This is a genomic window from Saccharicrinis sp. 156 (genome assembly GCF_050589685.1).
Taxonomy (GTDB): Bacteria; Bacteroidota; Bacteroidia; order Bacteroidales; family Marinilabiliaceae; genus Saccharicrinis.
Genome location: NZ_JBNGOS010000068.1, coordinates 1 through 6,003 on the forward strand (window position 1 = coordinate 1; position 6,003 = coordinate 6,003).

A 6,003-nucleotide genomic window follows, 5' to 3' on the forward strand; every position below is an offset into this window, starting at 1 on the left:
ACTTCCTCATTGGGGAAGTCCGTCTGTGTATGTGTTTTTGTACCAATAGGTTCCCTTAAGTTAACGGCTATGGAAAGCAATCGGGACAAGTTATGCCTCGTTTCAGTAAAGCCTTGTTTTATGGCACTTTCAATGTTCACGACGAAGTTCTAAGGTATAATCCGGGTTGAAGCTATATCTTCCGATGGGGAAAACGGTTGCAAGGGGTTTGAATATATAGTGGAAGAAGCTACTGTATAAACAAATTATGCGAGTCTGAGCCAGTGAAAAAAAGCGTTTTAAGGACAGTGTTTGAGGGTCCGGGGCTATTTTGTTGCGACAGCAGAAACAATAACCCATGAAATAATCTATCCGGCAAACATTCCTAATTTGTTTAATAATTGGTAATTTTTGATAAAATATTGATAATTGAAATGGTCTAAAAACAGTTTCTTTGCATAAAGAAAATAAATAACCTTATGAAACGAATTGAACTAATATTATTTTTTCCTATTATATGCCTTCTTTACTTTCCTGATGCGCTTGGACAAAATCATATCCAACCTTTATCCAACCTCAATAATAATAACAAACCCAACATCCTCCTCATATTCGTCGATGATATGGGTTATGGCGATTTAAGCTGCTATGGGGCACAAGATGTGAAAACCCCAAACATCGATAAAATAGCCAGCGACGGATTGCGTTGTACCGATTTTCATGTAGCGGCTCCGGTATGCGGGCCATCACGTGCCGCACTGATGACAGGGCGTTATCCCATGCGTTGCGGTCAGCCCGGCTTTCCGGGCACACAAAGTAAAACCTTACAATACGAATTTAAAGGTCTGCATCCCGATGAGACTACAATAGCTAGTCTGTTGAAAGAACAAGCGTATGCAACCATGTGCATCGGGAAATGGCACTTGGGACTTGATGATGGTTTTCATCCCACCGATAGGGGCTTTGATGAATTTTATGGCATTGAGTCGAATTGGGTAACGCACGCCCCAGCCTACCGCCATCTGTACGAAGGAAAAGAGATGGTAGAAGAGGATGTTGTTTTTGAAACGTTGATGGAGAAATACACCAAACGAGCCATACGGTTTATGACCGAAAATAAAGACGAGCCTTTCTTCCTTTATCTGGCACATAATGCGGTACATTCGCCCATTTTACCTAGTGATGGGTTTAAAGGTACATCCAAAGGAAGTTTGTATGGCGATTATGTGCAAGAGTTAGACCATTATGTAGGAAAGGTTATGGATGCTTTGGATAAACTGAAAATGGCCAAAAACACGATGGTTATCTTTCTTTCCGACAATGGACCGGCCATTTGTCATTTTGGGGGTTCTGCCGGACCGCTTAATGGTGGTAAATACTGTACAATGGAAGGCGGTTTCCGTATTCCTGCCATCTTCCGTTGGCGTGGGAAAATTGCTGAAGGAGATTGTAATACCAGGCTTTCATCGATGGATTTGTTTCCGACTATCGCAGCGCTGGCAGGTGCTGAAATGCCTAAGGACCGCATTTATGATGGAGGAGATATTCTACCAATTCTTGAAGCTGGGAAAGGAGAACCAACGCAGGAATACTACTATTATTACAACGGAATGAACTTACAGGCTGTACGAAAAGGCCCATGGAAACTACATTTGCCACGTACATTGGAAGATCAGCCTTTCTGGTCTCAGAAAACGAAAGAAAAACCATTTAGTGGCAACTACTTGAAAAACATCTCGTGCAAAGGTTTGGAAGCCTTGACAAAAACACTACTGTTCAACCTTGATACTGATATGGGCGAGTTGCAAAATGTTTCGAAACAACATCCCGAAATAGTTGAAGAATTACTGGAAGAAGCCGATAGGGTACGGGCAGAACTTGGGGATGTTAATGTAATTGGAAGTGACCAAAGAGTGCCCCCTTTTGAAAATATTCAGGAAAATGAACAATAAAGATATGAAATTGAAACAGAAAGTGAAATCCAGTTTAAGATGCATCATTATTCTTTTTTGTTGCGTTAACTATATTGGATTGATGGCACAAGAAAACCCCAACGTTGTCTTTATCTTTGTAGATGATTTAGGCTACGGCGATGTAGGTTGTTACGGGGCAACTAAAGTTCAGACTCCTAATATTGACAAACTTGCCAGTGAAGGTATGATGTTTACCGATGCGCATTCGGCATCAGCCGTTTGTACACCTTCGCGTTATGCATTGCTAACCGGACAATACCCCCTTCGGGCTAAAAATGGATATGGTACTTGGGGGCCACTCCCTACAGATGCCAGTCTGATTATCGATACAACCCAAAATACCATTGGAAAAGTATTTAAAAATAAGAACTATGCTACCGCTTGTATTGGAAAGTGGCATTTGGGTTTTGGATTGGAGAAAAACGACTTTAGCAAGCCCCTAAAAATAGGACCTCTGGCAGTAGGTTTCGATTATTATTTTGGGGTACCCAATGTTAATAGTGGCAGTCCTTATGTGTATGTCGAAAATGATAGGATTGTAGGATGGGACCCTAAAGATCCAATTGTTTATAATGGGCAGCCTGTTTCTCCTACCCCTACTTTTCCAGAAGAAGCAGGTCGTAAAACACCGAATAAATTCTCAGGGGCTTTGGAAGCACATAAACTTTATGATGATGAGCGTACCGGGACTTTGCTCACAGAAAAGGCGGTTAAATGGATAGATAAGAATAAGGAAAAACCTTTCTTTCTTTATTTTTCTACCACCAATGTTCATCATCCATATACGCCAAATCCTAAGTTTAAAGGAACAAGCCAGTGTGGTTTGTATGGCGATTTTATTCACGAACTCGACTGGATGGTTGGGGAACTAATGAAATACCTGGAAGTAAATAACCTAAGGGATAATACGCTGGTTGTGTTTACAAGTGATAATGGAGGGATGTTAAATGAGGCCAGTAAAATAGCATTGGAAGCAGGACACTATAAAAATGGTGATTTATTAGGCTATAAGTTTGGGGCTTGGGAAGGTGGACACCGAGTACCTTTTATTGCCCGATGGCCTGAAAAGATTAAAGCCAATAGTGTGTCAGACGAATTAATTTGTAATGTAGATATGTTATCAACCTTTGCCGCTCTAACAGCTCAACAATTAGAGGATAATAACGTGATGGACGGCATAAATATTTTACCTGCCCTTTTAGATGTAGAAGCCGAGTTAGATAGAGATCATTTGATTCTTGCACCGCGTCAAGGCAAAAATCTGGCTGTTCGGAAAGGGAAATGGATGTATATAGATGCACAGGGAAGTGGCGGTTTTAGTTATAACAAAAAAAATCCGCATGCCATCGGTGGTCCTTATGCCGTTACCCTTTCTGGAAAGGAAAATAGTGACATTGAGAATGGAAAAATAAAACAAAATGCACCTCCGGCACAACTTTATAACTTGGAAGAAGATGTAGAACAGACCACAAACCTTTATAAGCTGTATCCCAAGGTTGTTGAGGAAATGAAAGCCATATTAGATACTTATATGACTAAAGCAGAAAGAAATCAAAGAAGAAGATAACCGAATTGTAATTGAGTTTTTTATTGTCTTACTAGGTCTGGAGGTACGTCAAAGGCCATTGGACAATAAAGATTAAAATGAGTCATGAGCAGTCTTTATTATGTGGATATTCATCAAGTGAAGAGATTCATAATACCTAATAAAAAATCTTAGTTTGACAGCAATAGTTATCAAGTCGATATTATCTCTAATCAATGAGCCTTTTATCTAATTTTAAAAACATGATAAAAAATCTCGTAGGATTTATATTGTTATCTGCCATTTTTCTATCTCTAATAGGTAGTAGTTGTGCAAAAAATACAAAACTGTCTATCCCTCCTAATGTGGTTGTTATTATGGCCGACGATCTGGGGTATGCCGATGTGGGCTACAATGGATGCAAGGATATTCCAACGCCACATATCGATAAACTGGCTGAGAACGGAGCTGTATTTTCATCGGGGTATGTTACCGGCCCCATGTGCGGTCCTTCGCGCGCCGGATTTATTACCGGGCGCATACAGTCTTCCTTTGGATGGTACGGCAATCCCGGCGCACCATTGGATGAAAGACAAGGACTTCCCGCTACTGTTAAAACTGTGGCATCTTACATGCAAGAGCAGGGTTATGTTACCGGCGGTGTTGGCAAATGGCACATGGGAACAGCTCCTCACCAGCATCCCAACAAAATGGGTTACGACCATTGGTATGGATTTCTTAGCGGTGGCCACCTGTATTTTCCGATGGACCACCCATCGTACAACGGCAAATACACTGCTACGCCCAAACCCTGGGGTATGCGCGATATGCACCATACCATGCCCATGATACATAATGATGAGCCTATTGAGTGGGACCAGTATTTAACCCATGAATTAACAGACCTTGGCGTTACTTTTATAGAAAAGCATAAGGATAAACCGTTTTTTCTGTTCATGTCGTACAATGCGCCTCATGAGTATATGGAGGCACCGGAAGAAACCATGGCTCTGTTTTCACCGGAAGACATGACCCAAATTCCCGGCGTCAAACCAGATATTCGTTCCATCTATGCAGCCATGACCTACGAATTTGACAAGGGGGTGGGAGCGTTGACCGAAACACTTCAGCGCCTGAATCTAGCAGAAAATACCATTGTATGGTTTTTAAGCGATAATGGAGGAATGAAACGCACCAGCGATAATCGGCCGCTGCGTGGTGCCAAATGGTCCAGCTACGAGGGCGGCCTGCGTGTACCTTTCGTGGTGAGTTGGCCGGGACATATTGAACCAGGCACTGTTTTGGATGCTCCGGTTACTACGCTTGATATAGGCGCCACGTCGGTGGCTCTTGCCGGTGGCAACTTATCAAAAACAAATTTGGACGGTGCTGATATCACTCCGTATTTTACCGGTCAGTCGAAAGATGCTCCACACGAAGAGCTTTTCTGGCGTATTGGCCGTAATTACAAGGAACAAAGCGGAATTCTCCGTGTAGGTGATTATAAGCTGATTGTGCAAAAAGAAAAGGTGCAACTGTTTAATCTGAAAGAAGACTTGGCTGAAACAAACGATTTATCCCAAAGCCAACCGGAACGCGCACAACAAATGTTAGGGCGATGGAAAGAACTGGACCAATACAGCCTGCCACCTTCATGGGAGAACCTTCCAAAAGGAGAGGGCAATAAGGATGAATACCAGTACAAAGATTACGAGTGGCTGAAAGGGAGTCCGCATTACCGGGGAAATGAGAAATAGAATTAATTCCGAATTATTAAAAGAAACGTACAATGAATTTTAAGTTATTTGTTTTAAATATTTTATTGATAACAGCACTTGCTTCGTGTGCACCAAAACAACCGGGCAAACACTTTTTTATCCTTTCCGGGCAATCGAATATGGCCCGTTTAAATCCCGACGATACTTTTACTCCGGCTATTGAAGCTGAATTTGGGGCAGAGAACTGTATTGTCGTAAAAGATGCCTTGGGTGGCCAACCGATACGGCGCTGGTATCGTGATTGGAAACCAAAAGATGGCCTGGAACCAAAAGCCAATCCCGATTTGTACGATTCATTGATGGTAAAAGTTTTTGCGGCCATCGAAAATGAGAAAGTAGCAAGCGTAACTTTTATTTGGATGCAGGGAGAACGCGATGCCAAAGAAAAACACGGCGAAGTGTACGAAGCCAGCTTGCAGGGATTGTACGAGCAATTAAGCACCAATTTGAAACGCAATGACATAAACTTTGTAATTGGCCGTTTAAGCGATTACGATATGTTGAATGAGAAGTATCAACACTGGACGATGATTCGGGATATTCAGGTAAAAGTAGCCGAATCGGATGCTCGTTTCGAATGGATAAACACCGACGATTTAAACGATGGCTTAAACAACAAAGGAATAGAAATTAATAATGACTTGCACATGTCGGTAGACGGATATAAGGTAATGGGGGAACGTTTTGCCGAGAAGGCGATTAAATTAGTTATGAATAAATAGAAATCTGCTTCTCCGATTGGATGCCA

General features: G+C 41.9%; 4 protein-coding genes. All 4 read left to right on the forward strand.

The genetic code is table 11. The features are described from left to right. Positions 1–458 precede the first annotated feature (458 nt). The 4 genes from ACRD64_RS24355 to ACRD64_RS24370 all read left to right on the forward strand — a co-directional run bounded on the left by ACRD64_RS24355 (position 459) and on the right by ACRD64_RS24370 (position 5,977). Positions 459–1,931 carry a sulfatase family protein gene (locus ACRD64_RS24355; RefSeq protein ID WP_430937082.1) on the forward strand — a complete coding sequence of 491 codons (1,473 nt, stop codon included), beginning with the start codon at positions 459–461 and terminating at the stop codon, positions 1,929–1,931. Next, a complete protein-coding gene (locus ACRD64_RS24360; protein ID WP_430937084.1) occupies positions 1,921–3,519 on the forward strand; it encodes a sulfatase family protein in 1,599 nt (532 codons plus the stop codon). Before ACRD64_RS24355 ends, ACRD64_RS24360 begins: the two co-directional genes overlap by 11 nt. Positions 3,520–3,740: 221 nt before the next feature. Then, on the forward strand, positions 3,741–5,234 hold the full coding sequence (locus ACRD64_RS24365) for a sulfatase-like hydrolase/transferase (protein ID WP_430937086.1): 1,494 nt from the start codon (positions 3,741–3,743) through the stop codon (positions 5,232–5,234). A 32-nt stretch (positions 5,235–5,266) separates the two neighbouring features. Further along, positions 5,267–5,977: a sialate O-acetylesterase gene (locus ACRD64_RS24370; protein ID WP_430937088.1), complete on the forward strand. Its 711-nt coding sequence runs from the start codon at positions 5,267–5,269 to the stop codon at positions 5,975–5,977. Positions 5,978–6,003 lie beyond the last annotated feature (26 nt).